This is a genomic window from Rhodococcus sp. KBW08, from assembly GCF_003852455.1.
Lineage (GTDB): Bacteria > Actinomycetota > Actinomycetes > Mycobacteriales > Mycobacteriaceae > Rhodococcus_F > Rhodococcus_F baikonurensis.
In genome coordinates this window covers 568,141-594,685 of record NZ_QAJJ01000009.1, presented here as the reverse complement: position 1 = coordinate 594,685, position 26,545 = coordinate 568,141, and the positions used below count along the sequence as shown (strand labels likewise).

The following is a 26,545-nucleotide window of genomic DNA, read 5'->3' as shown; positions in this document are numbered from 1 at the left end:
TTCGGATGAATGACCGCATCGTTCCCGCAAGTCGATGGAATGCGCGACGTACCAGAATGATCGGCGTATCGCTGGTCATGCTCGGCGGAGCAGCCTTCTTGACTGGCTGTGCTGATACCGGCTCGTTGGGTTCGTCAGGCGGTGGCAAGCCCACCACGACTACGTCCGTTCCGGCTACAACTACCCCTGTCGTGACTACTCCGGTCGAATCCGGTTCGTTGGCGCTGAAAACCGTCGCCGCACCAACATGGACGGACCAGAACGGTCCGATCGACCTGTCGACCATGGTTGTCGTCCCGGGCGACATTCTGACCTATCACGCCAGTTTCGCGTTGGAGATCAAGGGAACTGAAATGAAGGCAAAGTTGTCGACCAGTGATCTGGGGGTCTCCGGGGGGGCTGCGCTGGTTGCCCAGCTGAAGCCGGTCACCGAAGTCAAGCTCGATGGGGTGCCAGTGCCTGTCGGTGCCGACGGAACTGTGGTCAGTACGTCGAAGGACGGCAAGATCGTCGACGTGACAATACGTTTCACCTTCGACAAGGATGCCGCGACAGCGTTGTCGATGGATCAGTCGTTGAACTTGGCGCGATTCGACGTGAACCTGGTGCAGATTCCTGCATGATGTAGGTGCGGGCAGCACGAGCGCTGTAGCTGTTCAGAAGTGAGGCCGGGTAGCAGATCTGCTACCCGGCCTCACTTTGTGAGTTGTTGTAGGGGTTGCTTATCCGATGTATGTGACCGGCTTGCCGAGCGACCCGACATCAAGCGATCCGGAGCTGACAGATCCAGTCTTCACTGATCCGGTGTCGAGTGAACCGAAGCTCGCCGAGCCGAAGTCAGCCGAACCGAAGCTCAGGGAACCGAAATCGAGTGATCCGGTTCCTCCCGGCGTGACAGGGGTATCGGTGGAATCGAGCGTGAGGTCCACGCTCCAATTCGGCGTGATACTGCCGTTCTGCGAGGAATTCCCTGCCTCGAAGGGCATTCCGATGACGAAGGCAACCTTGGCGCTTTCGCCCGGTGCTAGGCGGACAGAGTTCAACTGGGTCCCCGGTGCGGCGACATTGGCGGTGACGGTGAGCGGATTGCCGGCAACGCCGTTTACGTCGACACGAAGGAACGCTTCCATGCCGTCGCTGATGTCGTAATCTCCGACGTAGAAGTGTGCCTCACCTGCGCGGTCCGATGCGTTTCGGACGTGGAATGTGGTTGTGTTGGTCCCGCCGGGGATGAGTATGTCTGTGCTCCAAACGATTTTGGATGTATCCCCCCAGGTCGAGTTGTCGGTGGAGTACTCGAGGATTCCGCTCTCACCATCCGCTGCATGAGCGAGCGACGGCATCAGTGCTCCGCCCACTAGTGCAAGTACGAGGGCCGCGAGTATCCCCATGACTGCCTTCTGTAGTGCGCCAAGCTTTCCAGATGAGTAACTGATGGTTTTCATAATTCGAATTCTAGTCGGACATGCGTCCAGTCGAGACGGATTGTGGGGAGATATTTGCATGTTGTGCAGCTATTTTCGAAAACTTGATCATCCAACTGGGAGAATGCTGGAAATAAACTGTCATGGGAACTAAGGTGGCACGGAAATTGGTGTCGCGGATAGCCGATCGGTCGCTTGCCTTGCAGGTATTGATTCCTGTCAAGTGGGGCATCGGCTCCCTATCTGCAAAGACGAAATTCGACGCAGATCTTGATTGTGCCTATTCGCATTCCTCGCGGATTTCGGCTATCTTACTGCAAAGTAAATTTGGTATCGGCAATCGATCGGGGCGATTGCCGATCTGAGTACGGGGATCGATATGCGGTTAAACCTGGGGGCCGTAGTTCGGCGACGCCGTTGGGCGCGCGGCGTAGTGGTAGCAACGACGGCATGTGCGCTGACGATGTCCGCGTTGCTGTCGGTACAGACATCAGCGTCGGCGTCCGAACTGGACGAGTACGTGAATTTGCCTTTGGTGAATCGGAATGCCGAATACGGTCCGGGCGGTGTGCATCCGGCGTTGCCGACGGATCTTGGCATCCTGCAGGCTCTTGTCGAGGAAGCTCGCGCCAGTGGTCGCAATCCGGAATCCTATGCGGCCTTGCTGTTTCAGTATCGATTGGTCGTTGCCACGGAAGCTGCCGGGATCGACTTGGCGTCGTGGAACCCGCGCATCGGGGTGTCGGCCAATCGCTCGAACCTCGTGAAGTCGTATCGCTTCTACGAGGATCTGCAGCTCGGTCACTCGGAATTGCAGTGGGCAGGCATGGGGGGACAGGTCGGCGCGGATTTCGGCGGGGGATTGATCGACTTCGAGTTGATGGCAGACGTTTACTCGTTGCCCAATCTGCAGCAGCTCGCCAATGCGATAGTCTCTCAGGTCACGGATCGGGTGGGCGCGCAAGCGCTGGAACAACTCCCGGAAGGGTTGCGGGCACTCGCGTCGGTGGGACGGACCGTCACCGCTGACGATTTGGATTTTGCGCTGGGGATGATTCTGGTGATGCAGAAGAACATCTTTTCGGATCTGATGCCGATGCATCAGGCGTACGTGGATGAGGGACTTTCGGCGCTGGAGGAGATGCAGCGCGCGGGATTGTTCGGCCACGAAGTCATGGACGCCTGGCGCGATGTCGCGTCCGGCGATCCGGATCGAATTGCACTGGGGAACGCGGCGCTGCTCCAGCGAGAGCAAGGGGTGATCATCCGCGACCAGTGGGATCGGGTGCGCGCGTACAAAGGTGATGTGGGAGAGGCGATCACCTATGCATCGACGGTTGCAGGCTCACCTTCGGTTGCCGGCGTGGTCCCGCCTCGCTCGTTTCGGCCCCTCGAGTTCACGACGACACTCGCCGACGGACGCACCGCGAACGTGACGATGCCACTGCCGGATTGGAACTGGTCGGTGTACGAGGACCGGTGGGACTACATCACCTCACAGCTCTTGCCGAAGTACCGAGCGATGGTCGAAGAAGATTGGCCAAGGCTCGTAGCCACATTGAGCGTTCCCTACGAAATTCAATTGGAGAGCCACCGCCCGATGATGACCCTCCCACAAACTCTCGAATCGGCCCTCTCCAGTTTGAAAGTGACGGTTCAGTGATGTCGGCGGCCACGTTCCGAAGGTTTGCGCCTTTGGTAGCGCTGACCGTTACGCTGGTTCTGCCTGCAACTGCGGGGGCCGAGGTGCCGGGTAGCGGTGTTGCCGAAGACGCGGAAATCCCTGTCTCCGGAGAATTTCGGACCGACACCCCAACTCTGGGAGAGATATTCAACGGGTTCACAGTCGGTGCTCTCAGTTCGGGGGAGTTCGCATCCGAAGACGAGATCTTTACCGCACTCACCGCCGATGATCCGTTTTACGACGAGCCGGAGTTGACCGGCGACGAGCGTCCCGGTGACCTTCTGAAGTCGAAGAAGGTGGATGTACTGTTCACCGGATACAAACCGGGACAGCTCGATGCTTACAAGATCATGTACGTCACAACCGGAATCGACGGTTCGACGCCGGTAGTGAGCACTGGAATCATGATGATCCCGATCGACGGAACGCCGGCGTCGGAGAAGAAGATCATCAGCTATCAGGAGGCCAACGACAGCGTCGGCGGCTACTGTCATCCGAGTTCACACTGGACTGGCGGCGATCCGCTCGACGGCGCGTCCTGGTCTGCCTTGGGTCCGCTGGCACTGATGTTCGGAAAAGGTTATGCAGTAGTGATTTCCGACGTCGGTAACAACGGAGACCGCGACCCCCACGGTGTCTTCGCGGGTAGGTTTGCCGGGCACGCCCAGTTGGATGCGGTGCGCGCAGCATTTCAGGTGCAGGCTTCCGAATTGAATCCCGATACGGAGATTGCGTTGTTCGGAATCGCCGGTGGTGGAGTCGGCTCTGCATTTGCCGCCGAATCTGCGCCGTCTTACGCCCCGGAGCTCGAGATCGTCTCGACGGTCCTCGAAGGAATGGTGATCAAGCCCCGAACATTCATGGAGACAACAGATTCCTCTGTCGGCGCCGGTTTCGGATTTGCGACGCTTCTCGGCCTCGAACCCTGGTACCCCGAGATGAAATTGAACGACAAGCTCAATCCCGTGGGCAGAGCGATCGCCGACGCGTACCGGGGTGAGTGCCAGATGCCGGCGTACTTCACGCTTCCGTTCGTACCGCTGGCAAGCCTTTTCGAGCCGGGAATCGATCCGATCACAGAACCCAGCTTCCAGCGCGCGTACGACGACAACGTATTAGGTCACGGTGCTCCGGCGTCGAAGGTATTGATAGCTTCGTGTGCAAAGGACGACTCCCCGATGTCACTTGTACCGGCAGCCGATGCGCGTGAACTGGCGGACACGTACAGGAGTAGAGGGACGGACGTGAGCTATCAGCCCACCGACTGCAGTATGGATCGCGCATTCGCAGATCCCTACGGCTGGGGAACTGATCTGTTCGGAATGCAGACAGTCGACTGGATAGCGCATAACTTCGACAAGTGAGCGAATCACCCGGCCAACAGTTTGTTGATCGGCGCGAGATCGAAATAGTCACGCCATGCAACAATTTTCGAGTCCGCGATCTCGAAGATCCCCATGACCGGCAGGACTACGTGTTTGTCGCCGAGGTCGAAACGATCGGTCCGTTCGTTGAGTACAGTCGAACCGTTGGCGGACTGGTGATGAATCGTGAACTCGATCCCACCGAAGGCCGAAATGAACCCTTCCAGGAACTTCAGGATCTCGGTGCGTCCGACGATCGGGTCCATCGGAATATTATGGTAGACAGCATCTTCACCGAAGTACGACGCGATCGTCTCGGCACTACCGTTCTTCCACTCGGCGCAGAAAGCAGTGACCAGTTCTTCGGGACTCATGGTGTGACCTCTCGGTGTGGTGAGACGTTCAGATGCAAACTCTGATGGCGGCGCACGAACATGCTGGGGACCCAACGGGGTGGGGATTGGGAATCGACTGAGACGTGTGAACTGTTCTCGAGAAGGACTGCGATTGCGGTCTTAGCTTCCAGGCGAGCCAGCGCGGCCCCAACACAGAAATGTGCGCCTTTGCCGAAGGCGAAATGCGCTCGGAGATTGGCCCTGTCGAGGTTCATCACCTGTGGCTCGGCGAACGACTCCGGGTCGCGGTTCGCCGAGCCCCACAGCAGTATGAGATGACTTCCGGCGGGTAGCGCCACTCCGCCGAGTGTTGTGTCCGCATTGACATGTCGGTGGTGTCCGCGAAAAGGCGACTCGAGTCTGAGCGTCTCCTCCAGGAACGCGCCCAGGAGCATCGGGTCCTCGCGCAATTGGATCTGGATCTCAGGGCGCTCGGCGAGTAGCCGTGCAGAGTTGGCGATCAGTCCGGCGGTTGATTCGCCACCCGCACCGACGAGTTGCACCAGCATCAGCACGGCCACGTCTTCGCTGAGTTCGCCTGCGTCACAGCAGTGAACGAGGTCTCCGAGTAGATCGTCGACCGGGTTTGTCCGCGCCTCACGAAACTTGCCGTAGAGGTACCCGGTGAGTTCGGCAGCCGAGGTGACGACGTCTGTCAACCGTTCCGCCGTCACGATGCCGCTGAGAAGTTCGGTGCTGTCGTACGACCACTCCAGCAATTGGGGGACGTCGTGTGCCGGCAGGCCGATCAGTGTGGCAACCATCTGCAGCGGCAGTGTGTCCGCTACCGACGTGACCCATTCGATCTGTCGACCGTCGAAGCCGTTGTCCCACAACTGCTGCGTGTACTCGAGCATCGTCGGCTCGAGTGCTCGTATGCGTTTGGCGACCAGTGTCGGCAGGACAAGTTTGCGCTGGTGCTGATGGTCGGGCTCGTCGGCAGTCGCGAGAACGTGAACAGCTTGCCCGCCGCTGTCCATATCGAAGGTCAGGGCCGAACCGTCCGGTGTACGGACCAGCACGCCGGTGAGGTTGGAGGAGAAGTCCTCCGTACGGGAAACGGCCTCGGTGACCAGTTCCCACGTCGACACCAGATAGAAGTCGGTATCGGGAATTCGGTACACGGGGTGCTCGCGCCGGAGTACGTCGTAGAGCGGGTACGGGTCGTCGATGTTCGACGGGAGGAAGGGATTGATGTCGAGCGTCGATGGTGTCACGAAGGGAAGATTTCACGCCCCGGAAGGAGAAGTCAACAGGTAGAAAATGCCTCTGAACTGGCATTTTGAGAAAATCTCACGCACATTCTGACTTCCCTGCTTCTCCCAGGTCAAAGGCTCCCCGCCTTCCGGAACGTAGAGATTTCTGATTGAATCTGTCTCAGAGTGAGACGAGGTGACGGAGAGTGACCGGTGCGAACGAGCGCCACGCCGCCGATTGGCTGGCCGGCGGTAATCGTCGTGAACTCGCTACCGAGCGCATCTTCGCGGCTGCAGCAGAGCTGATTCGAGAACACGGATTCGATCGGTTCAATGCCGACGACGTCGCTTCGCGCGCAGGCTGTTCGCGGGCAACGCTCTACCGCTACGTGGGTGGCAAGTCCGCGATTCGCGAAGGGCTGTTGTCCCGAGGTGCGGCTTCCGTGGCGAGGCAGGTTGCGGCTGCCGTCGAATCACTGCACGGCGACGAGCGGATCGTGGAGTCGATTCTCGTCGCCGTCGACGCGATACGATCCGACGCTGCCATGAGCCACGGCCTTGCGGCAGCGCGGGCCAACGGGATCGACGAGTATCTCGTGTCTTCGCCGCTGCTGCCGCGTACTGCACTGGAACTTGCCGGATTGGATCCCGAAGGGCAGAAGTCGCAGTGGGTGGTTCGGATCGTGTTGATGCTGTTGGCATGGCCTCTCGCAGACGAGACCGACGAACGACGGATGGTCGAGTCGTTCGTCAGCTCCTGAGACTCCGGTGTCAGCGAGCGCCCACGGGCCTGTCGCCGACGATCGATATTCGATCCATCACTCTGCGAGCGGGAAAGTAGTCGCTGGCCGCGTAGTGCTGACAAGTTCGGTTGTCCCAGAACGCAATCGTATTCTTCCGCCATTTGAGGCGTACTTGGAACTCGGGACGATGTACGTGTCGGTAGAGCAGGGTGAGTAGTTCGTTGGACTCGGCTTCGGATACCCCGACGATCCTCTGAGTGAAGCTGAGATTGACGAAGAGGACCTTCCGCCCGGTCTCGGGGATCACCCGCACCACAGGATGTCGAACCGCAGGGAACTGTGGGCGCAACTTCGCCACCGTCGACGGCTCCATGTGCTTGCCGAACGAATTGATCCAATCATGCTCGGCAACAAGCCGATCAATGCGTTCTTTGATGTCCTGCGGGAGTAGTTCGTACGCCGCTCCGGTATCGGCCCACAAGGTATCGCCGCCGACCGGAGGAACCTCGACCGCACGCAGGACCGCTGCGAACGAGGGGAACTCGTGCCAACTGACGTCGTTGTGCCAGTTGTTCTCCACGCCGCCGGTCATCGCATCTTTGGCGAGAGTGACGATGTCGGCTTCGCTCTGGCCTGGTTGGGTGTACTTGAAAAACGGATGCTGTTCCAGTGAGCCCCATCGACTCGCGAAATCTCGGTGTTCGCTGCGGTCGATAGTTTGATCGCGGAAGAAGAGTACTTTCCATTCGAGTAGTGCTCGGCGAAGTTCCGACATCGTCTCGTCCGAGAGTTGCCCGCTCAGTTGGATTCCCGAGATTTCTGCACCGATGGTAGGCGTCGTCGGAGTGAGTGTGAAACGTGTGTAGGGCAACACGTCGAATCCCTCCGCGGTGCGCGACGCCACGAGTGGCCCGTAAGCAGCGAGTGGATCGGTTGCTACCGGGTAGATCTGTCCGTTCACGAATGCCGTCATGTCCGTCATCCTTACTCGTTCGGTTGGAGTCCTTCGCTACGGTAAGGCGCAATCCTTAACCGTGTCAAGAGCGGTGGGGTCGCTTGTTTGCATTATTGTCAATTAACTTTATGATCTGAAATATATGGTCTACGGCATACCGGCGAGATCTGAGTGCTGATCCGCTGAACACTAAACCTGAGGAGTGGGCGAGCATGGAAGCATGTGTCGAGTACACCGAACTATTCATCGGCGGCGAATGGGTTACACCATCCGACAGCGACGTCATCGAGGTGATATCGCCGCATACGGAGAGCGTGATCGGTTCGGTCCCAGCGGCGTCGACGGCAGATGTCGACCGCGCAGTGGAGATCGCCAGAGCGGCATGTGATTCCGGACAGTGGGCACAGACACCCCTTGCTGATCGCATCGCGGTCGTCACCCGCATCAAGGACGCGATTCTCGCCAGGAGTGAGGAATTCGCAGCGCTGATCTCGCGGCAGAACGGTGCTCCGTCCAGTTCGGCGATGCGCACGCAGGTGTTGGGAGCCGTTGCGGCATACGGCGCGGCGTGTGCCGTTGCGGCGCAGTTTCCGTTCGAAGAGTCGCGTGAGGGCGTCGGCGGCCCGATGTTGATCCGTCACGAACCCGTGGGTGTCGTGGCAGCAATAGTTCCGTGGAACGTGCCACAGTTGGTGATCGCTGCGAAACTTGCACCGGCACTTCTGAGCGGATGTGCGGTGATCTTGAAACCGGCTCCGGAGACGCCGCTCGATTCGAACTTGCTGGCCGAGATCTGTTCACAGGCAGGACTTCCGAAGGGAGTGCTCAGCGTCTTGCCAGCCGACCGGGACGTGAGCGCACATCTGGTGTCCCACCCCGGAATCGACAAGGTGGCCTTCACCGGTTCGGTGGCAGCAGGTAAGGCGATCATGGCGGCTGCGGCCGCCAATCTCACACGAGTGACACTCGAACTCGGTGGCAAGTCGGCTGCGATAGTCCTCGAAGACGCAGATATCGATCGGGCGCTGCCCAACATTCTGGCCGGATCCTTTGCCAACAGTGGTCAAGCCTGCGTCGCGTTGACGCGTATTCTGTTGCCAGTCAGCAGATATGACGAGATCGCAGAGAAGTGTGCTGCTGCGGTCGCCGCGATGAAAGTTGGCGATCCGAGCGATCCGGCGACTGTGATCGGCCCGATGACCAGTGCGGCGCAGCAGCAACGAGTGCTCGACTACGTCGAAATCGGTGGGGCAGAGGGTGCGAAGATATTGACGGGAGGGTCTGTTCCGGAGGGGCTTTCGACAGGCTGGTACGTCGAACCCACGGTCTTCGGCAACGTCGACAACTCCATGCGGATTGCTCGCGAGGAAATCTTCGGGCCGGTCGTCTGCCTGATCGCGTTCGAGGACGAAGCTCACGCGATCGCGATTGCCAACGATTCCGACCTCGGACTCTCGGGAGCGGTGTGGACCGCGGACACTGCTCGCGGCATCGAGGTGGCACGGCAGATTCGGACCGGTACCTTCTCGGTCAACTGCCAACGATTCGACGTCGTTGGTCCCTTCGGCGGTTACAAGAATTCGGGAGTGGGGCGCGAATTCGGCCCGGAAGGTCTGGCGGCGTACCTCGAAGCCAAGAGCATCTTCCTCCCTGCTTGATCAGGTGAAATCACAAAGATTCAGCCCCACCTCGATTGACGAGGTGGGGCTGAATCAGCTCGTGTCCGATGCCAATGTCCTTGACTGGCGTCAGATTCCGATGTCCTTGGCGATGATCGTCTTCATCACTTCACTCGAACCCGCATAGATTCGGTTGACCCGTGTGTCCGCATACAGACGAGAGATCGGGTACTCGCGCATGTAACCGTATCCACCGTGTAGTTGCAGGCATTTGTCGATGACGCGGCCGGCAGTCTCGGTGCAGAAGAGCTTGATCCTCGCCGCATCCGCGACGGTCAGCTCACGGATCTCGTCCAGATCGAGTGCGCGGTCGACCGCAGCTTGCGCGGCCGCAACCTCTGCCGAGCATTCTGCCAAGACGAATTTCGTGTTCTGGAACTGAGCCACAGGCGTGCCGAAGACCTCGCGCTCCTTGACGTAGGCGGTCGTGAACTCGATTGCTGCGCTTGCATTCGCGTACGACCCCACCGCGGCGCCGAGTCGCTCCCGGACGAGATTTCGGGTGAGGTAGCCGAACCCCGCACCCTCGTCGCCCAGGAGGTTCTCGATCGGCACGCGGACATCTGTGAACGACAGTTCTGCGGTGTCCTGCGCTCGTAGCCCCAGCTTCTCGAGCTTGCGGCCGACACTGAAGCCTTCCGACGTGGTGTCGACGCAGAGTATCGACAGACCAGCACGTCGGTCTGCATCGCTTGCCGGACTGGTGCGGGCGACCACGAGAATCAAGTCGGCCTGCACTCCGCCGGTGATGAACGTCTTGGATCCGTTGAGGATGTAGTGGCTGCCGTCGGCGGACAGTCTCGCCGTTGTCTTGATCCCGGCAAGGTCGGAACCGGCGCCCGGTTCCGTCATCGCGATGGCGGTCATCAGTTCACCGGAGAGGAATCCGGGAAGCCACCGCGCTTTCTGTTCGTCGTTGCCGTACTCGACCAGATAGGGCAGGACGAGGCACGTGTGGACGACGTCGGCGCCGAAAGTGACCCCTGCCCGTGCGGTCTCCTCACGGATCACGGCCTGATACTTGAAGCTCGTCTCGCCGCCGCCGCCATACTCCTCCGGTAGCTCGATTCCGAATATTCCGAGGTCACCCAACTGTCGATACAGTGACCGGGGAACCATGCCGGCTTCCTCCCATTCCGGGAAGTGTGGGACGACCTCACGGGCGATGAACGTCCGAATCATGTGACGGAACGTATCGTGATCGCTGTTGTAGACGGTTCGTTGCACGTGATTCTCCTTGGGCTCGGTACCCTGAAGCCAGGTGTCCGGTTCTGAGGTGAGGTAAGGTTCTCTAACCAGATGTTGAGAGAAAATTGCGGAATGAGCTGTTGTTTTCCGACAATAAGTGAATAATAACTCATAGATGTGTGTTTGACGATGCAACTTTGGTTGTTCGAGATTTCCAGTTGTCGCGAAGGAGAGAGTCACGATGGTCGTACGTCGGCCCCACGACCGCAAACAGCAGATTCTTGCTGCTGCAGGCGAACTTTTCCGTGAGCACGGCTATCACAACGTGTCCGTTGCACAGGTGGCTGCGGCAGTCGGAATCACGGCGCCTGCCCTGTATCGACACTTCAAGAACAAGCCGGATCTTCTCTACGCAGCGGTCAACGCGGGCATCGAGTCGCTCTACGACCGGGTCGCCGGGTCCGAGGATCTGAAATCGATGATCGCCGAGCTTGCGGCGTCGGTATCTCGTCGTCGAGGTTTGTCGCTCCTGTGGCAACGCGAAGCTCGCTACCTGCCCGACGAGCAACGGGAGGAAATGCGCGCGACGCTCAAGAGCGCTGCGGCCCGCGATGCTGCGCTGATCCGAACGGAACGCCCCGAACTCGACGAGGAAGACAGCTATCTGCTCGCCTGGGCTCTCATCGCTGTCTTCAACAGCGTGTCCTCGCATCGAGTGTCCCTGCCGAGACGTCAGATGGAACTCCTGTTGGCAGAGTTGGCGGAGCGGGCGGTGCACACGGAGCTCGGCCACTCCGAGGCGAAGGTGGACACGCCGACCGGTCACGTTCCGGTCGCGATGCCGAGGCGTGAACTCTTGTTGACCGAAGCCATTCGTCTGTTCGACGAGCGTGGGTATCAGGCGGTCAACACCGAGGACATCGGTGAGGCCGCCGGAACTACGGGCCCCAATGTGTACAACCACTTCGATGCCAAGATCGACCTGCTGATTGCGGCGGTCTCGAGGGGTGGTGAGCGGCGGCGGATCGGTGTCGCGCAGGCGCTCGCTGCGGCAACCGGGCCGGAGGACGCGTTAGCGGGATTGCTTGCGGCACACATCGATTTCGCAATCAACGAGCGTCATCTGATCGGTTTGTTGATCAGTGAGCTCGACCAATTGCCGGACAAGTTCCGCCGCACGTGTGAACAGAATCAGCGTGAGTACGTCGCGTTGTGGGTCAAGATGCTCGACGACGTTCGTCCGGGACTTGAACCCGCGACGGCCAGAATCACCGTCAATGCTGCTCTGACGGTTGTGGAGAACGCCGTGCGTATCGGCCGACTACGTCGTCGTGACGACCTGCCTGAGCGTCTGTTCGAGATCGGCTCCGCCGTCTTGCTGGCCAGGTAGTCGCGCGATCAGCCGGGTGCTGTTGGCAGACAGCCATATTCAAGATGGTATACATTTTTGTATACGTTGCAATGAACCCAGTCGATGAATCAACTGATCGGAGACGTCCATGCGTTTCGACGCAACAGAACTGACGATCGAGGAACTCGAACTTCAGGCAGAAGTACGGGAATACCTCGACAAGCGGCTGACCCCCGGTAGCTATCCACTCGGACTCGGGATGTCGGGGGCGGTGGACCCGGTGTTCTCGCGAGATCTCGGTAGCCGTGGGTGGCTCGGCATGTCGCTGCCGAAGGAATACGGCGGGGGCGGACGGTCAGCAGTGGATCGATTGGTCGTCGTGGAAGAACTTCTCGCGCGGGGAGCGCCGGTCGGGTATCACTGGATCGGAGACAGGCAGTCTGGTCCGAGCATCGCCGCCAACGGCACGGAGGAACAGAAGCGGTACTTCCTTCCCGGTATCGCCGGCGGTGAGTTCTCGTTCTCGATCGGGATGAGTGAGCCCGACTCGGGTTCGGACCTGGCATCGGTACGCACTCGCGCCGAACGTGTCGATGGTGGCTGGAAAGTCAACGGCACCAAGATCTGGACCACCGGCGCCTTCCATGCCACACACATACTCGCCCTGCTTCGAACCTCGGCAGACAAGCACAACGGACTCACTCAGCTGATCGTCGATCGTGACAGCGACGGCCTGACCGTCTCACCCATTCCGTTCATCGACGGTAGTGAGGACTTCTGCGAGGTGTCGTTCCAGGACGTTTTCGTGCCGGATTCGCGTCGCCTCGGCGACGTCGGAGCGGGCTGGGGACAAAACACCGGTGAACTGGCACTCGAGCGAGGTGGCGTCGACCGTTGGATGTCGCTGATGCCGGTCCTCGAGAACTGGGCAGCCAACCAAGCAGCGCAGGGCGGGCCGGCTGCCCTTGCCGATCTGGGCTCGATTGCCGCACGCTGCTGGGCTTTTCGCGGGATGTCGCTGTCCATTGCACGGATGGTCGACGCCGGTCGCTCGCCGGTCACGGAGGCCGCGCTGATCAAGGAGATGGCCACACGCTTCGAACAGGACTGTGTTGCGACCGTCGCGCGGCACCTCGGCCGGGCACCAGACCTTGCATCCGACGACCCGTACGAGTCACTGCTCGCCCGGGCCGTGCTGGTGGCGCCGTCGTGGTCGATTCGGGGCGGTACCAACGAAATTCTCCGCACTGTGATCGTGAAAGGGTTGAACCGATGAATTCGAGGTCAGAGATCAACGCGTACACATTCGACGCCGACCTCGAAGCGATGGTCGAGCAATTCTTCTCCGAGAAGTCCGGCACCGAGGTGGTAGCGCAGGCGGAGATCGACGGTCTGCCCACCGGATTGTGGTATGCGGCAGTGGAACTGGGGCTGCCGCTGGTCGGTCTTCCCGAATCTGCTGGTGGTTCCGGTGGCTCGCTCCTCGACGCCGTGACTGTCCAGCGCGCGGCGGCCAAGCACGCTGCGCCGTTGCCGCTCGCCGAGACCTACCTGGCCAGCAGGCTGGCAGCCGCGGCCGGGCTACCAGTTCCCTCCGGAATCGCAACCGTCGCACCGGGTTCACAGCGCGACGATGCGCGTCGGATCGGCGACGGTCTCGTATCCGGAACGTTTCACGATGTGCCGTGGGGGAGCGCCGCGTCAGTGCTGGCGGCAGTTCTCGGTGATCGAGTCGTACTCCTGAACATCTCCGACGCCGAGATCGGTTCCGGAACGGATCTTGCGGGGCAACCGCGTGAGAGTCTGACGTTCTCCGAAGCGCGTACCGTTGACGGTGAAAACCCGGTTGATCCCCGAATTCTCGGTAGACTCGGCGCATTCTTGCGTTCGGTGCAGATGGCGGGAGCCATGGAGGCGGTGTCGACGTTGACCCGGCGCTACGTGTCGGAGCGGGTGCAGTTCGGCAGGCCCGTCGCGCAATTTCAAGCCGTCCAGCAGCACGTCGTCACTCTCGCGCAGATGGCATCGATGTCGACGCTGGCTGTGGATCGCACTGCGCATGCGCTCGCCAGTCGTGACGCCGACTTCGAATTGTACGCAACCAAATTGGTGATTTCGCAGAATGCGCTAGCGAGCGTGCGCGCCGCCCACCAGGCGCACGGTGCGATCGGCATGACCCGCGAGTACCGCTTGCAACAACTCACCCGTCGACTGCATGCCTGGAGATCGGAGTTCGGCGACGAAATCGCACTGGCGACGCAGCTCGGAACTGCCGTCGCGGCGACGCCCTCCTTGCCCCGCTTGATCACCGACCCGCAACCGACCTTGGAGCTGAAATCATGACTGACGCCGTACACGTGGAAATCGACGGACACGTAGGAGCCATCGAGTTCTCACGCCCGCCCGCCAATTACTTCGATCAGGCACTCTTGCAGCAAATCGCCGATGCAGCAGCTGATCTCGTCGAGGGAGGAGACATTCGAGCGATCGTCCTCGCCTCGGCGGGCAAACACTTCTGCGCCGGCGCGAACTTCGGTGAGGGCGGACTTGGGCCCGATCGTGCCGACACGGTACGCGCGATCTACACCGAGGCGTTGCGGTTGTTCGAGATTCCGGTTCCCGTGATTGCGGCAGTGCAGGGATCCGCGGTGGGCGGTGGGCTCGGCCTCGCCTGCGCGGCGGACTTTCGCGTTGCCGGGCCGTCGACACGGTTGCACGCAAACTTCGCTGCGTTGGGGTTCCATCAGGGATTCGGGCTCAGCGTCACCTTGCCTCGAATCGTCTCGGCACAATGCGCAGCCGATCTGCTGTACACGGCGCGGCGGTTGACGGGCACACAGGCGCACGAACGCGGCTTGGTGGACCGTCTGGCCGAAGATTCGATCATTCGGCAGGAGGCGCTCGCGTATGCACACGAAATTGCCTCGAGTGCACCGTTGGCCGTCCGCTCCATGAAGGCGACGTTGCGCGCGGGGCTACGGGACGAGGTCGCCACTGTCCTCGAGCGCGAGTTGGCGGAGCAGGTAGTTCTGTGGGGGACCGAGGACTGCGTCGCCGGCATCGAGGCCAATCTTGCACGAGTGCAACCGCAGTTCAACGCGAGGTGAGGTCGGCGCGACCACTATCGTGTCCACTGTGAAGGAACCAACCGGTGCACAACGCTGCCTGCAACAGATCAGGCAGATGATCGTCTCGGGCGAGCTGCTGCCTGGACAGAAAGTCCACCAAAGCGAGCTCGCCGAGCGGTTGAACGTCAGCCGAATTCCGGTCCGTGAGGCACTGTCGACCTTGCAGGCAGAGGGCGTCCTCGAACACAAGTCGAACACCGGGTACACCGTCACCAGATTCAGCAGTGAAGATCTTTCCGAGCTCTACTTGATGCGACGTCTGCTCGAAACGGAGATCCTGGCGTCGATCGATCTCGGTGGCGTCGACGTCGCCGAGTTGGAACGAATTCAGGAGCAGGTCGACCAGGCCGAACCGAGCGAGGAGGGCCCCGAGTTTCAGGAAGCCAACCGTCAGTTCCACTTCCGCTTGTTCTCGTACTCGCCCCTGAAGCGTGTGCTGCAGGAAGTGGATCGGCTCTGGTACATGTCGGACTTCTATCGTGCCCTGTACATCCACGAACCGTCGTCGCGTCGGAAGGTTTCCGAGGACCACGGCCGGATTCTCAAGGCCGTTCGCGATCAGGATTCGGCCGAACTGATCCGGGCCAGCGACGAACACCGATCTGCTACCGAAGATCTGGTCGTGCGAAGGCTCGGCGGTGGTCGACCTCGCTGAGCGTTGACGAGGAGCGGACAGATGCGCGGTATCCGTGGAATTCTCGGATACCGCGCATCGGTATTCGTTGGACGGCCGAACGCTCAGGGCGCCAGACTGTCGCGAAGTTCGTTCTTACGGATCTTCCCGGTCTGCGTCGACGGCAACTCGTCGAGTACATACACCTCGCGTATCTTCTGGTACGGAGCAACCTGCGTGGCAACGTGATCCATGATCTCGGTCGCAATCTGCTCGATGCGATCGACCGACTCCGGGTCGACCACGACGAAGGCCACCGGAATCTCCCCGGCCAGTTGGTCGGGCGCGCCGACCACGGCCGCCTGCAGTACGTCGGGGTGGGTGCACACCAACTCTTCGAGCGGTTGCGGGTAGACGTTGTACCCCTTGTAGATGATCAAGTCCTTGGATCTGCCACCGATGAACAGATTGCCCTGCTCGTCACGCCAACCCATGTCCCCGGTATGAAGCCAACCGTCGATGAACTGACCGGCACTGAGTTCGGGTTCGTTGTGGTATCCGTCGGTGATCTGTGGCCCGCGGGCCCAGATCTGTCCGGTCTCGCCCGTCGCCAGGACAGCCTCGGTGACTTCGTCGCGGATCTGAATCTCGGTGTCGGGGAAGGGGAGCCCGACGCTCCCCAACGGGGTAGGGCGTTCTTCGCACGGAGAACCCATCGTCAGCCCCATTGTTGCTTCGCTGAGTCCGTAGCCTTCGGTGACGAGCGCGTTCGGAAAGACCTCGCGCAATGTGCGGATCGCTGTGGTGTCGAGTGGGGCCGCTCCGGATCCGAGAATCCGAACCGAACCCAGATCGTGCTCACGCAGAGTCCGTGCGCGTAGCAATGCGTAGTACATGGTGGGAGACCCGCCGATGTACGTCACCTGATACCTGTCGACGTCGGCGAGAAATCGGTCCGGATCGAAGCGCGTCCCGAGTACCACTGTGCCGCCGAGCAAGGTGGTGAAGTTGTGGCTGACCAGACCGAGACCGTGGAACAGAGGTGCGATCGAGATCGACGCACCCTCACCCGGAACGATGGAGTAACGCGTCACTGCCCCGTCGATCGGTCGGACGAGAAGTGCACCGTCGACGAGTTCGGTCCGATGACCGGAGCGCCAACAGGCGGATTGGAGCACGTTGGCCACGAGATTCCGATGGAGTACTCGTACGGCCTTGGACTTTCCGGTTGTGCCGCCGGTCAATTGCAGGTGAGCAACAAGTTCGGGATCCACCCGGTAGTCGGCCAGTGGTTTCGACGAGGCGAGGTCCGTGATGGAGGTGAGACCTCCGCAATGGCCGGACTGCGCGTCGGCTCCCGGAACCAGTACCAGGATGCGAGGCGGTGTGGACTGTGAGTTGACCTCGATTGCCGTTGCAGCACAGGACGGATGGGTGAACACGACCTTGGCGTCGACGTCGTCGAATTGGCGCTTCAATTCGGCCACAGGCTGCGCCGGATTTATCGGAGCCACTGCTGCTCCGGCGCACAGTGTGCCGTAGTACGCGACAATGAACCAGATAGAATTCGGCATGTGCAGTCCCACTGCATCACCCGGCTGGACACCGCGCTCCCGCAGACCCTGCGCTACGCGCAGCGCTTGATCATGCAATTGCGAGAAGGTCAGCGACGTGTCGCCGTCGACGAGCGCGAGGCGGTCCGGGTACGAGCGGGCCGCTCCCGCCAGGATCGCATCGGCACCACAGTCGGGATAGTCCAAGCTGCGGGGCAGCCCGATTGGCCAACTCGAACTCATGTCAGGGCTCTGGATCTCTGTAGCCGTCATCTCAGATCAGCTCGAGAATCGTGGCATTGGCCATTCCGCCGCCTTCACACATGGACTGCAATCCGTAGCGGATGCCGTTCTCTCGCATGTGATGTACCAGAGTGGTCATCAGACGTGCGCCAGAACCGCCGATCGGATGGCCCAGTGCCATCGCGCCACCGTTTGGGTTCATGCGTTCGTAGTCGGCGCCGGTCTCACGGAGCCACGCGAGCGACACCGAGGCAAAAGCCTCGTTGATCTCGAATGCGCCGATGTCACCGATCGAGAGACCGGACTTTGCAAGAGCTTTCGCCGTAGCCGGAATCGGACCCTCGAGCATGGTGACCGGATCCGTTCCGGTGACCACCGCGGTGTGAATACGCGCGATGGGCGTCCAACCCTGAGACTTCGCGAACTCGCTCGTGGTCACGAGCAGCGCGCCCGAACCGTCGGAGATCTGCGACGAATTACCAGCGGTGATCGAACCATCCTCGGAAAACGCAGGTTTGAGCGATCCGAGCTTTTCGAGGGTGCCACCGCGGCGCACACCCTCGTCCTTCTCGAAGACACTGCTGCGGCCGTCGGCATCGATCACCGTCACAGCAGTGATCTGATCCTTGAAGCGACCTTCGTCGACGGCGGCGGCGGCGCGCTCGTGCGAATCCAGTGCGTGCTGATCCAGTTCGGCTCGCGAGATGCCGTACTTTTCGGCAATCAACTGGGCGCCCACACCCTGGTTGAAACGAATGCCGTTGTAGCGCTCCCACACAAGTGGCCCGTGCGGCTCACCGAAACGCGCGTCCGCACGCGCGGAGCCCATCGGTACAGCGCTCATCATTTCGACGCCGCCCGCGATTGCGACGTCGTACTGGCCGGAGATCACGCCAGCGGCCGCCTGATGAACGGCCTGCTGAGACGATCCGCACTGGCGATCGACGGTAACCCCGGGTACATGTTCGGGCCAACCGGCCGCCAGGACCGAAGACCGGGCGATGCAACCGGACTGCATCCCGAGCGTGCCGACACAGCCCCAGATCACGTCGTCCACGAGCGCCGGATCGAGATCTACGCGATCGGCCAAGGACTCGAGAACATGTGCAGACAGCGAGACTGCATGCATTCGGGAAAGTGCACCGTTTCGTTTACCGACTGCGGTCCGGACGGCGTCGACGATGACTGCGTCACGCATGGGAACTCCTTCGATCGTTCGTGTGACTGGGAAGATCTAGCTCTGGTCTCTACAGACCCATGTCCTTGGCGATGATCGTCTTCATGACTTCGCTCGTACCGCCGTAGATGCGGCTCACACGAGTGTCCGCGTACAGGCGGGCGATCGGGTACTCGAGCATGTAGCCGTAGCCGCCATGCAATTGCAGGCACTTGTCGATGACGCGCGCGGCTACCTCGGTCCCGAACAGCTTGATGCGCGCGGCGTCCGCGGCGGTGAGTTCGCCCGAATCGTCGAGTTCGATGCCGCGATCGGCGAGTGCCTGCGCGGCCTCGACCTCGGCAGAGCACTCGGCGAGAACGAACTTGGTGTTCTGGAACGCCGCGACGGGCTTGCCGAACACCTGACGTTCCTGGACATAGGCCTTTGCGAATTCGATTGCAGCCCGGGCAGATGCCACGCCGCGACTACCGATCGAGAGGCGCTCGCGCGGCAGGTTCTGCCCCAGATACGAGAAGCCCTTGTCCTGCTCGCCGAGGAGATCGGCAACCGGAACCTTGACGTCGGTGAACGAAAGTTCGCTGGTGTCACTGGCGCGGAGGCCGAGCTTCTCGAGCTTGCGACCGTATTCGAATCCCGGCGCATCGGTGGGAACCACCATCAGGCTCAGCCCGAAGCGTCGATCGTCCTCTGCGGGCGCGGACGTGCGTGCAACCACCACGCACAGTTCGGAATTCACCGCTCCGGTGATGAAGGTCTTCGCTCCGTTGAGTACGTAGTGCGTGCCGTCGTCGGAGAGCTTGGCCGTGGTGCGGATGCCGGCCAGATCGGAACCGGTGCCGGGTTCGGTCATGGCGATGCACAGCGTCTTCTCACCGGTAGCGATCGACGGGAGCCAGCGCTGCTTCTGTTCTTCGTTCGCCAGACGCAGGAGGTACGGCAGGACGATTCCGGTACTGACCGTGTAATGGCCGAAGCTCACCGCCGCGCGCGAGGTTTCCTCGTCCATCACCGCCTGAAACTTGTAGCTGATCGTGCCGGTTCCGCCGTACTCCTCGGGGATGTCGAAACCCATGACACCGAGATCGCCGAGCTTGTTGAACAACTCACGTGGGACGCGGTTGTCACGTTCCCAGTCTGCGTAGTTCGGAGTGACCTCCTTGGCGATGAACGTGCGGATCGTTTCGCGGAAATCCTCGTGCTCTTGGGTGAAGAGGTTGCGCTTCATCTCGTTCTGCTTTCTCGTGGAGGGTTAGTTGACCGCGACGACTGCGGAACCGCGCAGTGTCACGGTGCCGTCGGGCAGCGTCATGGTGAGATCGAGGTGACCGAGGCCGTCTTCGACCTTGACGACCGTGCCGGTGCACTGCGGCGTCGAGTTCACCGGGGTGATTGCAGAAAACCGGACGGAGAAGGAATGGATGCGATCCTGCTCGTAGCGATCGGTGAGAAGTCGTCCGAGGTAAGCCATGGACAACATGCCGTGGGCGAAGACGTCGGGAATACCAACTGCTGCACAGGCATCCGTGTCGATGTGAACGGGATTGTGGTCACCCGAAGCCCCGGCGTACAGAGCAAGTGTGGTGCGAGTGATCTTCGGGACCGTCAGGTCCAAGGTGTCTCCGGTATTCATCTCAGCTCACCTTTTCGTAGAGGGTGACGACTCCGGCACCGCCGAGGCCGAGGTTGTGCTGCAGAGCGAGGGTTGCACCGTCCACCTGACGTGGGCCGGCGTCGCCACGAAGCTGCCATACCAACTCCGCACATTGGGCGAGGCCGGTGGCGCCGAGTGGGTGGCCCTTGGACAGAAGGCCGCCGGACGGGTTGACCACCACTCGTCCGCCGTAGGTGTTGTCGCCGTTCAGGATGAACTGCTCGGCGCCGCCCTCTTCCACGAGCCCGAGAGCCTCGTAGCAGAGCACCTCGTTCACCGTGAAGCAGTCGTGAAGTTCGACGACCCTGATGTCGCGGGGGTCGACGCCCGAGGCCTCGTAGACGTTGTGAGCCGCCGAAGCGGTGACGTCGTAGCCGACAGCCTTGATCATGCTTCCTTCGTTGAAGGTGCTGGGCAGATCCGACGTCATCGACTGGGCTTTGATCGCGACGTCTGTGCGAAGTCCGTTGGCGCGGGCGAATTCTTCGGTGCAGATGATCGCTGCCGCGGCGCCACACGTGGGTGGGCAGGCCTGATACCGCGTGACGGGTCCGAAGAGTGTCGGCGCTGCCATCACTTCGTCTTCGGTGAGTTGTGTGCGGAACACCGAGTACGGGTTGCCGGCCGAGTGCTTGCGTGCCTTGACCTGAACCTTGGCGAACGTTTCGGCCTTCATGCCGAACTTCTCCATGTATTCCATACCCGCTACACCGAAGTACTGCGCAGCCCGCGGAACTGATGCGTCGATCCCGGCGGCAGCCTCGAGAACCTCGTCGAAGCGACCGAGCGGCCGCGGGCGGTCAGTCCAGGCACCCTTGAGGGCTCCGGGCTGCATCTGCTCGAAGCCGAGCGCCAGAGCACATTCCACCGCGCCGCTCTCGACTGCCTGTCGAGCCAGCCAGAGCGCAGTCGAACCGGTGGCGCAGTTGTTGTTGACGTTGACCACCGGAATGCCGGTCTCGCCGAGGTTGTACAGCGCTCGCTGGCCACTGGTGGAATCGCCGTACACATACCCGACGTAGGCCTGCTGAACCTTCGAGTACTCGAGGTCCGCGTCCCTCAACGCTGCGGTGGCCGCTCTTGCACCCATGACGTCGTAGTCGTCACTCTTACCTGGTTTGGTGAACGGGATCATGCCGACCCCGACTACAAATGCCTTACGGCTCATCGTTTCTCCGAATGATCGAGGGGAGCGGTGTCAGACTCGTCCGCCGTCGACAACCAGGCATTGGCTGTTGACGTAGTCGGACTCCGGTATGCAGAGCAGGTACACGGCGCCTGCGGCTTCCACCGGAGTTGCTCCTCGGCCGAAGGGGATGGTGGTTGCCATGGCTGCCATGCGGTCGGGATTGACTCCGACACGAATGTCGCGGCCGTCGATCGTGATCTTGGTGTCGGAATCGGCTGTCACCTCGGTCATTCGGGTCACGACGAAGCCGAAGGCGACCGCGTTGACGTTGACCTTGTAACGGCCCCACTCCTTGGCCAGCGTTTTGGTGAGACCGACGATGCCGGCTTTCGCGCTGCCGTAATTGGATTGTCCTGCATTGCCGAAGACACCCGAGGTGGACGAGATGTTGACGACCTTGCGGTGGTAGTCGGTGGGATTGGCTTTGACGAACGGCTGAGCGGCACGCAGGATCCGGAACGGCGCCTTGAGGTTGACGTCGAGGATGGTGTCCCATTGCTCGTCGGTCATCTTCTGGATCACACTGTCCCAGGTGTATCCCGCGTTGTTGACGATGACGTCGAGTCCACCGAATGATTCGACGGCGGTGTCCACGAAGCGTTCGGCAAATCCGTCCTCGGCAACGGAACCGACGCACGAGACTGCCTGTCCACCTGCGGCTTTGATGTCGTGCTCAGTCTGAGCGGCGGGCTCGGGATCGAGGTCGTTGACCACTACCGAGGCTCCTTCGGAGGCGAGCTTGAGTGCGATTTCGCGGCCGATGCCGCGGCCCGAGCCCGAGACGATGGCAACCTTGCCGTCGAGTGTTCCCATGATGCGATCCTTTTCGGTTTCAGCGTGCGGCGGTGACTACGCCGATTTCGGCGAGCACTTCGTCGGTGTGTTGACCGATGACGGGTGCGGGACGCGGGTCATCGGCCGGTGTATCGGAGTAACGCGGAGCTGGATTCGGTTGGATGTGCCCGTTGCCGAACTTGCCGAACGTCGCACGGAAGGCGTTGTGCGGGTGTGCCGCTGCTTCGTCGAATTTCAATACCGGGGAGACGCAGGCGCCCTGCATGTCGAATGCAGCGTCCCATTCGTCGCGGGTACGGGTCGCGAACAATTCGGCAAGTCGGTCGGCCATCGCCGTCCACGCGTCTCTGTTGTGTTGCTGTGCGAACAGTGGATCTTCGGTCAGGCCGAGCACTCTCATGGTCGCGGTGTAGAACTGCGGCTCCACGCAACCAACAGCCATGAATCCGCCGTCGGCGCAACGATAGTTCCGGTAGAAGGGAGCGCCGCCGTCGAACATGTTGGATGCGCGCTCGTCCACCCAGCGATCTCGCGCGAGTAGTCCGTGGATCAATGCCAACTGGACGGCGGTGCCGTCGGTCATCGCCGCGTCGACCACTTGTCCGCGGCCGTCGATTCGTGCCCGGAGCATTGCGGTTGTGATGCCGAGTGCCAGCAACATTCCGCCACCGCCCATGTCTCCGACCAGATTCAGAGGAACCGGAGGGACCTCCCCCGGGGCTCCCATGGCTCCGAGTGCGCCGGTCAGGGCAATGTAGTTGAGGTCGTGGCCGGGTTCCTGCGCCAACGGCCCATCCTGGCCCCACCCGGTCATCCGGCCGTACACGAGCTTCGGGTTCCTGGACAGGCAGGTGTCCGGGCCGAGCCCCAGACGCTCGGTGACTCCCGGCCTGAAGCCCTCGATGACCGCGTCGGCGGTGTCGATGATCTTCAAGACGGTGTCGACGTCGTGCGGATCCTTGAGATCCAGTGCTACTGAACGCCGGTTACGATGCAGGACAGGATGTCCGGACTGGTTTCCGACCTCGGTGCTTCGGTCGATCCGAATCACGTCGGCGCCTTGATCGGCTAGTAGCATTCCGCAGAACGGGCCAGGTCCGATACCACCGAGCTCGACAATACGAAGGCCCGCGAGTGGACCATTGGGACTGGCGTCAGTCGTCATGGAAATAGACATCTTTCGCTGGTAGGGAGACTAGCGCGAGCCCGCATCGACGGTCAGGCACTGCCCGCTGACGTAGTCGGTGTCCTGCGTGCAGAGCACGTACACTGCTCCGGCAGCCTCGGCGGGAGTACCCGGGCGACCGAGTGGGTTGGACGTCTTGACTCGTTCCATGACAGCGGTGCTGACACCGGCCTTGATCTTGCGGCCGCCGATCTCGACGAACGAATCGTCGCCGGCAACCGCTTCGGTCATTCGGGTGAGGATGAACCCGTAGGCAACCGCATTGACATTGACCTTGTAGCGTCCCCACTCCTTGGCGAGAGTCTTTGTCAGTCCGACGATTCCAGCCTTTGCGGCTGCGTAGTTTGACTGTCCGGGGTTTCCGTAGAGGCCGGCCACCGAAGAGACGTTGACGACCTTGCGGTGGTAGGTGGTGGGGTTGGCCTTGATGTAGGGCTGTGCGGCCCGAAGAATGCGGAACGGTGCCTTCAGATGGACGTCGAGAATGGTGTCCCACTGCTCGTCGGTCATCTTCTGGATGACGGTGTCCCAGGTGAATCCGGCGTTGTTGACGATGATGTCGAGCCCGTCGAACGCATCGATCGCGGTACCGACGAAACGCTCCGCGAAATCGGTGTCCGTCACGGATCCGACACAGGCGATTGCGTGCCCGCCTGCAGCCTTGATGTCTTCGACCGTTTCGTGTGCCGGTTCGGGATCGAGGTCGTTGACCACCACGGATGCGCCTTCGGAAGCGAGGCGGAGTGCGATGTCGCGGCCGATCCCGCGGCCGGAACCGGAGACGATGGCGACCTTGCCGTCGAGAGTGCCCATGTTCGATGTCCTTGCAGTCTAGGTGGAATGAGTGTTTTCAAGCTCGAGGATCACGGATGACCGTGGTGGAGCGGAGGGTTGCAATCGCTTCACCCTCGCGGGTCACCTCGGTGGTGCGGACCAGGAACTGCAGTGCACCAGCCTTTTTCGCGTAGCAATCCGTGACCGCTGTGGAGAATTGGAGAGTGTCACCTGCGTACGCGGTCTGGAGGTAGGTGAACTCCTGCTCGCCGTGCAGGATCGTCCTGATGTCGATTCCGAGATCCGCGTAGAACGTGGACGGATTCGGCCGCTCCATGTCGAGGCAGAACAGGAATGTCGGTGGGACGGGGATGTCGCGGTGTCCGGCCTGCTCGGCGGCGCTCCGGTCGGTGTAGATCGGATCGTCCTGTCCGGTGGCGCGGGCGAAGAAGGCGAGTCGCCCACGCTCGACCTCCACCGAGTGCTCGGGAATTCGGGTGCCGATGACTCCGGCGTCGAGGCTGGTCATGACAAACTCCTCGGAATCTGGGCGAAAGTGTCCGCCAGCTGATGAGTGATCTTCGAATCGCGGTTAGCGTGTATTCACTTTGACTCAGATAGCTGCAGTTGTCAAGGAATTTCAGGACCTGATGCAAGTGATGGTTGATTCCCGAGTTCGGTGGGGGAGGCTGACTACTCAGACGCGGCGGCCAGGGCACGCAGATCGCGTTTGAGCACCTTTCCGGCGCCGTTGACCGGCAACGCATCGACGAACTGGAAGGAGCGAGGAACCTTGTACCCGGCGATGAGTGTCTTCACGTGCGCGCGCAAGGCGTCGGCGTCGATGCTCGAATCCGCTCGAAGAACAACCACGGCATGTACGCGTTCGCCCCACTGGGAATCGGGAAGGCCGATGACAGAGCACGCTGCCACGGATTCGTGGCGAGCCAAGGCGTTTTCGACCTCGGTGGAATAGACGTTCTCGCCTCCGGTGACGATCATGTCCTTGATTCGATCGACGATGAACAGGTAACCGCGCTCGTCGAGGTATCCCGCATCACCCGTGTGCATCCATCCGTCACGTAGTACCTCGGCGGTCTCGATCGGTTTGTTCCAGTACCCGAGCATGATGTGGCTGCCGAACGTGACGATTTCACCTACTTCACCCGGAGGCAGTTCCATGCCGGCCGGATCGACGATCCGGACCTCGCAGTGCGGGAGAATGCGACCGGCGCTACGGAGCAACTCGCCGCCTTCCAGATGATCGGCAGGGCTGAGAACACTGATGTGGGCGGTTTCCGTCATCCCGTAGCCCTGCGCGAAGGCACTGTTGGGGAACATCTGCATGACTTGCCCCAGAAGCGTCGGAGAAATGGGAGAGGCCCCATACCTCAGGACTCGAACACTGGTCAGATCGTAGGAAGCCGTGTCCTCGTGCGAGATCAGCATCTGAAGCATCGTCGGGACCAGGCCGACGGTTGTCGGCCGATGTCGGTCGACCGCCTCGAGGAATACGCCGGGATTGAATCTCGACAGGAAGACCTGAGTGCCGCCCATCAGCGACTGGGCCAGCCACCCGACTATCCCCGCGATGTGGAACAGAGGATTGACAGCGAGGTTCACTCCGCCGCTGACGGCGACATTTCCTGCGGCGAGTGTGCCCAAGGCCGAAGTGATCAGCGATCGATGGCTGACCATCACACCCTTCGGTACGCCCGTCGTACCACCGGTGTACAGCAGCAGCGCGAGGGTGTCGCCGCCGACGCGTAGATCGGCGACGGCCACCGATTCCGAGATCACCCGTTCGTAGTCGAGCATTCCCTCGGGAGCCTGTCCGTCGTCGCAGTAGATCACGGTCGCCAGACTCGGGCACGATTCGCGGAGGACGCCCACGGTGGAAGCGAAGTTGTCGTCGACCAGTAGGAAGGTCGAGCCGGAATCCTCGAGCGCATACGTGATTTCCGCTGGGCTCCAACGAGTATTGACGGGACTGGCCACCGCTCCCGACCACCAACAGGCGAGGAGTGCCTCGTGATACCAGTCCGAATTCAATGCCAGTATCGCGACGCGATCACCGGGTTGCAGGCCCATCGCCTGCAATCCGCCCGCCAGTTTCGTGATTCGTTCGACCGATTCCCGGCAGCTCCGGACTCGATCTCCGAACACCGTCATCGGGGTTTCCGGGGCCGCTCGCATGGATCGGTGAATGAATTGAGTCAGTTGCATGTGCTTCCTCCAAGGAGTCCGTGGCGCG

The 26,545-nt window shown here is 61.1% G+C and carries 25 protein-coding genes; 10 read left to right on the top strand and 15 right to left on the bottom strand.

What is annotated here, in order from left to right; genetic code table 11:
• Positions 1-5: 5 nt before the first annotated feature.
• Positions 6-623 (top strand): alternate-type signal peptide domain-containing protein, encoded by a 618-nt coding sequence (locus DBV08_RS13660; protein ID WP_185564602.1) that lies wholly within the window; start codon positions 6-8, stop codon positions 621-623.
• Positions 624-722: 99 nt separating this feature from the next.
• Here DBV08_RS13660 and DBV08_RS13655 read toward each other — a convergent pair whose 3' ends face one another.
• Positions 723-1,445 carry a hypothetical protein gene (locus DBV08_RS13655; protein WP_124567749.1) on the bottom strand — a complete coding sequence of 241 codons (723 nt, stop codon included), beginning with the start codon at positions 1,443-1,445 and terminating at the stop codon, positions 723-725.
• Between the two features lie 358 nt (positions 1,446-1,803).
• Between DBV08_RS13655 and DBV08_RS13650 the strand changes: the two genes are divergently transcribed.
• Positions 1,804-3,087 carry a hypothetical protein gene (locus tag DBV08_RS13650; RefSeq protein ID WP_124567748.1) on the top strand — a complete coding sequence of 428 codons (1,284 nt, stop codon included), beginning with the start codon at positions 1,804-1,806 and terminating at the stop codon, positions 3,085-3,087.
• A complete protein-coding gene (locus DBV08_RS13645; protein WP_397487326.1) occupies positions 3,087-4,472 on the top strand; it encodes a lipase family protein in 1,386 nt (461 codons plus the stop codon). Before DBV08_RS13650 ends, DBV08_RS13645 begins: the two co-directional genes overlap by 1 nt.
• A gap of 5 nt (positions 4,473-4,477) precedes the next feature.
• Here DBV08_RS13645 and DBV08_RS13640 read toward each other — a convergent pair whose 3' ends face one another.
• Positions 4,478-4,846, bottom strand: a complete 369-nt coding sequence (locus DBV08_RS13640) for a limonene-1,2-epoxide hydrolase family protein (protein WP_124567746.1) — start codon at positions 4,844-4,846, stop codon at positions 4,478-4,480.
• Positions 4,843-6,084, bottom strand: coding sequence for a cytochrome P450 (locus DBV08_RS13635; protein WP_124567745.1), 1,242 nt, complete (start codon positions 6,082-6,084; stop codon positions 4,843-4,845). Before DBV08_RS13635 ends, DBV08_RS13640 begins: the two co-directional genes overlap by 4 nt.
• 185 nt (positions 6,085-6,269) lie before the next feature.
• Here DBV08_RS13635 and DBV08_RS13630 point away from each other — a divergent pair, with 185 nt between their 5' ends.
• Entirely contained in the window at positions 6,270-6,824 is a 555-nt protein-coding gene (locus DBV08_RS13630) for a TetR/AcrR family transcriptional regulator (protein WP_095968594.1), read from the top strand.
• A gap of 10 nt (positions 6,825-6,834) precedes the next feature.
• Here the strand turns inward: DBV08_RS13630 and DBV08_RS13625 are convergent, their stop codons facing one another.
• Positions 6,835-7,788 carry a TauD/TfdA family dioxygenase gene (locus tag DBV08_RS13625; protein WP_124567744.1) on the bottom strand — a complete coding sequence of 318 codons (954 nt, stop codon included), beginning with the start codon at positions 7,786-7,788 and terminating at the stop codon, positions 6,835-6,837.
• A gap of 185 nt (positions 7,789-7,973) precedes the next feature.
• On the opposite strand from DBV08_RS13625, the gene DBV08_RS13620 reads away from it, so the two are divergent.
• Positions 7,974-9,419, top strand: coding sequence for an aldehyde dehydrogenase (locus DBV08_RS13620; RefSeq protein WP_124567743.1), 1,446 nt, complete (start codon positions 7,974-7,976; stop codon positions 9,417-9,419).
• A gap of 90 nt (positions 9,420-9,509) precedes the next feature.
• On the opposite strand, the gene DBV08_RS13615 is transcribed toward DBV08_RS13620, so the two are convergent.
• Positions 9,510-10,667 carry an acyl-CoA dehydrogenase family protein gene (locus DBV08_RS13615; protein WP_095968597.1) on the bottom strand — a complete coding sequence of 386 codons (1,158 nt, stop codon included), beginning with the start codon at positions 10,665-10,667 and terminating at the stop codon, positions 9,510-9,512.
• A gap of 202 nt (positions 10,668-10,869) precedes the next feature.
• Here DBV08_RS13615 and DBV08_RS13610 point away from each other — a divergent pair, with 202 nt between their 5' ends.
• From DBV08_RS13610 to DBV08_RS13590, 5 genes are all read left to right on the top strand, one after another.
• The gene (locus DBV08_RS13610; RefSeq protein WP_124567742.1) at positions 10,870-12,018 is read left to right on the top strand and encodes a TetR/AcrR family transcriptional regulator; all 1,149 of its coding nucleotides are present in this window, start codon (positions 10,870-10,872) and stop codon (positions 12,016-12,018) included.
• A gap of 109 nt (positions 12,019-12,127) precedes the next feature.
• Complete coding sequence (locus DBV08_RS13605; protein ID WP_124567741.1) at positions 12,128-13,255, top strand: acyl-CoA dehydrogenase family protein; 1,128 nt, start codon at positions 12,128-12,130, stop codon at positions 13,253-13,255.
• A complete protein-coding gene (locus DBV08_RS13600) occupies positions 13,252-14,322 on the top strand; it encodes an acyl-CoA dehydrogenase (protein WP_124567740.1) in 1,071 nt (356 codons plus the stop codon). The genes DBV08_RS13605 and DBV08_RS13600 overlap by 4 nt, the downstream gene beginning before the upstream one ends.
• Positions 14,319-15,086 carry an enoyl-CoA hydratase/isomerase family protein gene (locus DBV08_RS13595; RefSeq protein ID WP_124567739.1) on the top strand — a complete coding sequence of 256 codons (768 nt, stop codon included), beginning with the start codon at positions 14,319-14,321 and terminating at the stop codon, positions 15,084-15,086. Before DBV08_RS13600 ends, DBV08_RS13595 begins: the two co-directional genes overlap by 4 nt.
• Positions 15,087-15,114: 28 nt before the next feature.
• Complete coding sequence (locus DBV08_RS13590) at positions 15,115-15,762, top strand: GntR family transcriptional regulator (protein ID WP_124567738.1); 648 nt, start codon at positions 15,115-15,117, stop codon at positions 15,760-15,762.
• Positions 15,763-15,845: 83 nt separating this feature from the next.
• On the opposite strand, the gene DBV08_RS13585 is transcribed toward DBV08_RS13590, so the two are convergent.
• The 10 genes from DBV08_RS13585 to DBV08_RS13540 all read right to left on the bottom strand — a co-directional run bounded on the left by DBV08_RS13585 (position 15,846) and on the right by DBV08_RS13540 (position 26,517).
• Complete coding sequence (locus tag DBV08_RS13585) at positions 15,846-17,546, bottom strand: class I adenylate-forming enzyme family protein (RefSeq protein ID WP_124567737.1); 1,701 nt, start codon at positions 17,544-17,546, stop codon at positions 15,846-15,848.
• A gap of 1 nt (position 17,547) precedes the next feature.
• The gene (locus DBV08_RS13580) at positions 17,548-18,714 is read right to left on the bottom strand and encodes a thiolase family protein (RefSeq protein ID WP_095968603.1); all 1,167 of its coding nucleotides are present in this window, start codon (positions 18,712-18,714) and stop codon (positions 17,548-17,550) included.
• A 49-nt stretch (positions 18,715-18,763) separates the two neighbouring features.
• Positions 18,764-19,921 (bottom strand): acyl-CoA dehydrogenase family protein, encoded by a 1,158-nt coding sequence (locus tag DBV08_RS13575; protein ID WP_124567736.1) that lies wholly within the window; start codon positions 19,919-19,921, stop codon positions 18,764-18,766.
• Between the two features lie 24 nt (positions 19,922-19,945).
• Positions 19,946-20,326: a MaoC/PaaZ C-terminal domain-containing protein gene (locus DBV08_RS13570; protein WP_095968605.1), complete on the bottom strand. Its 381-nt coding sequence runs from the start codon at positions 20,324-20,326 to the stop codon at positions 19,946-19,948.
• 1 nt (position 20,327) lies between these two features.
• Positions 20,328-21,515, bottom strand: a complete 1,188-nt coding sequence (locus tag DBV08_RS13565; RefSeq protein ID WP_124567735.1) for a lipid-transfer protein — start codon at positions 21,513-21,515, stop codon at positions 20,328-20,330.
• A 30-nt stretch (positions 21,516-21,545) separates the two neighbouring features.
• Positions 21,546-22,349, bottom strand: coding sequence for an SDR family NAD(P)-dependent oxidoreductase (locus DBV08_RS13560; RefSeq protein WP_095968607.1), 804 nt, complete (start codon positions 22,347-22,349; stop codon positions 21,546-21,548).
• Between the two features lie 19 nt (positions 22,350-22,368).
• Positions 22,369-23,496, bottom strand: a complete 1,128-nt coding sequence (locus DBV08_RS13555) for a CaiB/BaiF CoA-transferase family protein (protein ID WP_260395566.1) — start codon at positions 23,494-23,496, stop codon at positions 22,369-22,371.
• A gap of 30 nt (positions 23,497-23,526) precedes the next feature.
• The gene (locus DBV08_RS13550) at positions 23,527-24,330 is read right to left on the bottom strand and encodes an SDR family NAD(P)-dependent oxidoreductase (protein ID WP_124567733.1); all 804 of its coding nucleotides are present in this window, start codon (positions 24,328-24,330) and stop codon (positions 23,527-23,529) included.
• A gap of 37 nt (positions 24,331-24,367) precedes the next feature.
• Positions 24,368-24,820, bottom strand: coding sequence for a MaoC family dehydratase N-terminal domain-containing protein (locus tag DBV08_RS13545; RefSeq protein WP_124567732.1), 453 nt, complete (start codon positions 24,818-24,820; stop codon positions 24,368-24,370).
• A gap of 164 nt (positions 24,821-24,984) precedes the next feature.
• Complete coding sequence (locus tag DBV08_RS13540) at positions 24,985-26,517, bottom strand: long-chain fatty acid--CoA ligase (protein ID WP_124567731.1); 1,533 nt, start codon at positions 26,515-26,517, stop codon at positions 24,985-24,987.
• Between the last annotated feature and the right edge of the window lie 28 nt (positions 26,518-26,545).

Coding starts and splice junctions, on each gene's coding strand:
- DBV08_RS13660 (WP_185564602.1), top strand. CDS start 6: ATGAATGACCGCATCGTTCCCGCAAGTCGATGGAATGCGCGACGTACC.
- DBV08_RS13655 (WP_124567749.1), bottom strand. CDS start 1,445: ATGAAAACCATCAGTTACTCATCTGGAAAGCTTGGCGCACTACAGAAG.
- DBV08_RS13650 (WP_124567748.1), top strand. CDS start 1,804: ATGCGGTTAAACCTGGGGGCCGTAGTTCGGCGACGCCGTTGGGCGCGC.
- DBV08_RS13645 (WP_397487326.1), top strand. CDS start 3,087: ATGTCGGCGGCCACGTTCCGAAGGTTTGCGCCTTTGGTAGCGCTGACC.
- DBV08_RS13640 (WP_124567746.1), bottom strand. CDS start 4,846: ATGAGTCCCGAAGAACTGGTCACTGCTTTCTGCGCCGAGTGGAAGAAC.
- DBV08_RS13625 (WP_124567744.1), bottom strand. CDS start 7,788: ATGACGGACATGACGGCATTCGTGAACGGACAGATCTACCCGGTAGCA.
- DBV08_RS13620 (WP_124567743.1), top strand. CDS start 7,974: ATGGAAGCATGTGTCGAGTACACCGAACTATTCATCGGCGGCGAATGG.
- DBV08_RS13610 (WP_124567742.1), top strand. CDS start 10,870: ATGGTCGTACGTCGGCCCCACGACCGCAAACAGCAGATTCTTGCTGCT.
- DBV08_RS13605 (WP_124567741.1), top strand. CDS start 12,128: ATGCGTTTCGACGCAACAGAACTGACGATCGAGGAACTCGAACTTCAG.
- DBV08_RS13600 (WP_124567740.1), top strand. CDS start 13,252: ATGAATTCGAGGTCAGAGATCAACGCGTACACATTCGACGCCGACCTC.
- DBV08_RS13595 (WP_124567739.1), top strand. CDS start 14,319: ATGACTGACGCCGTACACGTGGAAATCGACGGACACGTAGGAGCCATC.
- DBV08_RS13585 (WP_124567737.1), bottom strand. CDS start 17,546: ATGACGGCTACAGAGATCCAGAGCCCTGACATGAGTTCGAGTTGGCCA.
- DBV08_RS13580 (WP_095968603.1), bottom strand. CDS start 18,714: ATGCGTGACGCAGTCATCGTCGACGCCGTCCGGACCGCAGTCGGTAAA.
- DBV08_RS13575 (WP_124567736.1), bottom strand. CDS start 19,921: ATGAAGCGCAACCTCTTCACCCAAGAGCACGAGGATTTCCGCGAAACG.
- DBV08_RS13570 (WP_095968605.1), bottom strand. CDS start 20,326: ATGAATACCGGAGACACCTTGGACCTGACGGTCCCGAAGATCACTCGC.
- DBV08_RS13565 (WP_124567735.1), bottom strand. CDS start 21,515: ATGAGCCGTAAGGCATTTGTAGTCGGGGTCGGCATGATCCCGTTCACC.
- DBV08_RS13560 (WP_095968607.1), bottom strand. CDS start 22,349: ATGGGAACACTCGACGGCAAGGTTGCCATCGTCTCGGGCTCGGGCCGC.
- DBV08_RS13555 (WP_260395566.1), bottom strand. CDS start 23,496: ATGACGACTGACGCCAGTCCCAATGGTCCACTCGCGGGCCTTCGTATT.
- DBV08_RS13550 (WP_124567733.1), bottom strand. CDS start 24,330: ATGGGCACTCTCGACGGCAAGGTCGCCATCGTCTCCGGTTCCGGCCGC.
- DBV08_RS13545 (WP_124567732.1), bottom strand. CDS start 24,820: ATGACCAGCCTCGACGCCGGAGTCATCGGCACCCGAATTCCCGAGCAC.
- DBV08_RS13540 (WP_124567731.1), bottom strand. CDS start 26,517: ATGCAACTGACTCAATTCATTCACCGATCCATGCGAGCGGCCCCGGAA.